3 protein-coding genes are annotated in these 3,620 nt (G+C 68.5%); all 3 read right to left on the bottom strand.

The window, feature by feature from the left end:
• Positions 1-902: ABC transporter substrate-binding protein (locus DIE12_RS37545; protein WP_124524127.1), on the bottom strand; the 902-nt coding region annotated here is incomplete at its 3' end.
• Between the two features lie 86 nt (positions 903-988).
• On the bottom strand, positions 989-2,026 hold the full coding sequence (locus DIE12_RS37550; protein ID WP_124524125.1) for an ABC transporter permease subunit: 1,038 nt from the start codon (positions 2,024-2,026) through the stop codon (positions 989-991).
• A gap of 40 nt (positions 2,027-2,066) precedes the next feature.
• Positions 2,067-3,620, bottom strand: a complete 1,554-nt coding sequence (locus DIE12_RS37555) for a sugar ABC transporter ATP-binding protein (protein WP_124524123.1) — start codon at positions 3,618-3,620, stop codon at positions 2,067-2,069.

Here is a 3,620-nt window from a genome sequence, read left to right on the forward strand (position 1 = left end):
CGCGTGACGAGCGTCGGCTCGATCAGGATCATCGGGTTGGCCGGCTTCTGGCCGTTCATGATCCCGTAGCCGACGTTTACGGCCTGCTGCGCCATCGCCCACGGGTCCTGGCTCGACGATGCCTGCACGAGCGTGTTCGACTTCAGCGCGACCTCGATGTCGGGCGCGCCGTCGACCGACGTGATCACGATGTTCGGGCGGTTCAGCTGCTTCGCCGCGAGATCGCTGCCGATCGCCTGCGGGTCGTTGATCGTGAACACGCCGTCGAGCTTCGGAAAGCGCGTCAGGTAGCCCTGCATCGTGTTCATCCCGCCTTCGCGCGAGCCTTTGCCGTCCTGGTCGCTCGACAGCAGCTTGATGCCCGGGTTCTTCGCGAGCACGGTCTTGCAGCCGTTCACGCGATCGATCACGGCCGACACCTGCGGGCCGTTCTCGATGATCACGTTACCCTTGCCGTTGAGCTTCTTCGCGAGGTAGTCGCACGCGAGCTCGCCGGCCTTCACGTTGTTGGTCTGCACGGTCGCGTTCGCGCCGGCGGCCGCGACGTCCACCGCGACGACCGTGATGCCCGCCGCCTGCGCCTTCTTCACCGCCGGCTCGATCGCCTTCGGATCGGTCGCGTTCAGCAGGATCATGTCGACGTGCGCGGAGATGAAGTTGTCGATCTGCGTGAACTGCTTATTCAGGTCGTAGTCGGCCGAGACCGCGGTGACCTTCGCGTTCGGGTTGAGCTGCCTGGCGCGCGCCTCGGCGCCTTTCACGATCGTGACGAAGTACGGGTTGCCGAGCGAGCCGACCGTGACGCCGATCGATTTCAGCGGCTTGTCGGCTGCATGGGCGGCGGCGGCGCCGAAGGCGAGCGCGCAGGCGACGGCGGTCAGGGCGGCTTTTTGCTTGAACATGTCGTTGTGTCTCCGGAAGGTCCGTTGGCGGATGGGTGCAGGAGGACCTGCCTGCGCCCCGATGGTCGAGTGGTGAGGAATACGAATCAGGTGCGGGCCGAGTCGCGCTGGCGATAGCGGTCGAGCGCGACCGCGCCGATGATAACGAGCCCCTTGATGATGTATTGCCAGATGTCGGACACGCCGAGCAGCACGAGGCCGTTGGTCAGCACCGCGATGATCAGCGCGCCGATCAGCGTGCCGACGATCGAGCCGACGCCGCCGACGAAGCTCGTGCCGCCGAGGATCACCGCGGCGATCGCATCGAGTTCGTACGACTGGCCGAGCTGCAGGCCGTTGGCCGCATAGAGCCGCGCGGCCGACATCACCGCGCCGAGGCCGGCGAGCAGGCCCGACGCCGCATACACGAACAGCTGGATCGCGCGCACGTTGATGCCCGACAGCCGCGCGGCTTCCGGGTTGCCGCCCACCGAATAGATCCGCATGCCGAGCACCGTGCGGCGCAGGATGAACCACGACAGCGCGATCACCGCGCAGGCGATCACGACGAGCCACGGCACGCCGAGGATCGTGCCGTTGCCGATGAACGCGAACGGCAGTTGCGGGTTGAAGACGGTCGTGTCGTTGCCGATCAGGCGGGCGACGCCGCGCACGGCCGTCATCGCGCCGAGCGTGACGATGAACGGCGGCAGGCGCAGGAACGAGATCAGGCCGCCGTTGATCGCGCCGAACACGAGGCCGACCGCGAGCGCGATCGGCACGCCGAGCCAGCCCCAGCCGGGGATGGTCGACGCGATGAGCGCGGCGACGGCCGACGCGGCGAGCACCGAGCCGACCGACAGGTCGATGCCGCCCGTCAGGATCACGAAGGTCATGCCGGCGGCGAGCACGATGTTGATCGACGCCTGCTGCGTGACGATCGACAGGTTCTGCAGCGTGAAGAAGCCGTCGGTCATGAAGCCGAAGCCGATGCAGAGGACCAGCAGCACCGGCAGCATGCCGGCGGTGCGCATCAGCGACTGCATGCGCGCGCGATGATCGGCGCCGCGCATCAGCGGCGTACGGTTGGCGACCGGATGGGCCGTCGCGGACGCGAGGTTCCGCTGCTTGGTCGGGTTGATCATGTCGGTACCTTGAAGGAAGAAGGAGATGAAGGGGCCGTGGTCAGTGCGCGTCGGCGAGCTCGGCCTGCGAGCCGGTGGCGAGCGCGATGATCGCTTCCTGCGTGATGGGCGTGTGCGTGTGGCCGCCGAGTTCGCCGGCGATCTCGCCTTCGCGCATCACGAGCACGCGGTCGGCGACGCCGATGATCTCCGGCAGCTCGCTCGAGATCACGATCACGCCGACACCCGCGCGGGCCAGTTCGTTGATGATCCGGTAGATCTCGGATTTCGCGCCGATGTCGACGCCGCGCGTCGGCTCGTCGAGGATCAGCACGCGCGGCTTCGTCTCGAGCAGGCGCGACAGCAGCACTTTCTGCTGGTTGCCGCCCGACAGCGCGCCGACGTTGACGTTCGCATTCGGCACGCGGATCGACAGCGACGCGATCGCGTCGCGTGCGCGCATGGCGCCGCGCGCCAGATCGAGCGCGCCGAGCCGCGCATCGCGGTTGCACACGGAGATGTTGATGTTGTCGCGCACGCTCATGTCGAGGAACAGGCCCTGGCGCTTGCGGTCTTCCGTCAGGTAGACGAGGCCCGCGTCGATCGCGTCGCGCGGCGAATGCGCGCCGAACGTGCGCTCGCCCAGCTTCACGTCGCCGCGCGTGCGCGGCTCCGCGCCGAAGATCAGCCGCGCGAGCTCGGTGCGGCCCGCGCCGACGAGCCCGGCGATGCCGAGCACCTCGCCCGCATGCAGGTCGAGGCTGCAGCCGCGCACGCGCTCGCCGTCGGCGATGTCGCGCACCGACAGCAGCAGGTGGCCGGGATCGTACGGCGCGTGTTCCTTCTTGTAGAAGCCGGAGATGTCGCGGCCGACCATCATCGCGACGAGCCGCTCGGCCGACAGCGACGCGCGCTCGAGCGTGCCGACGTACGAGCCGTCGCGCAGCACCGACACGCGGTCGGACAGTTCGTAGATTTCGGCCATCCGGTGGCTGATGTAGATGATCGCGAGACCTTCCTCGCGCAGCTGGCGGATCAGGCCGAACAGGTGCTCGGTTTCGCGCGACGACAGCGGCGTCGTCGGTTCGTCCATCACGAGGATGCGTGCGCGGGTATGCACGGCGCGCGCGATCTCGACGAGCTGCTGCTCGGCGATCGACAGCGTGCCGACCAGCGTGTCGGGGCCGAACGGCGCACCGAGGCGCGCGAGCACGTCCTGGCAGCCGCGCGCCATCGCCGCGCGGTCGATGGTGCCCCAGCGACGGTTGCCGCGGCGCAGTTCGCGGCCGACGTAGATGTTTTCCGCGACGGTGAGGTTGGGCGCGAGGCACAGCTCCTGGTAGATCACGGCGACGCCGGCATCGCGCGCGGCGAGCGGGCCGTCGACGTCGATGCGCGCGCCGTCGATCAGGATCTCGCCGCCGGCGTCGGCGCGGTACGCACCCGACAGGATCTTCATCAGCGTCGACTTGCCCGCGCCGTTCTCGCCCATCAGCGAATGGATCTCGCCCGGATAGACGGTCAGGCTGACGTTGTCGAGCGCGCGCACGGCCGGGAAGGTCTTGCTGATGCCGCGCATCTCGAGCAGCGGCCGGGGGGACTCAGAACGCGACAT

Source organism: Burkholderia sp. Bp9015 (assembly GCF_003853505.1).
In the GTDB taxonomy this organism is placed as follows: domain Bacteria; phylum Pseudomonadota; class Gammaproteobacteria; order Burkholderiales; family Burkholderiaceae; genus Burkholderia.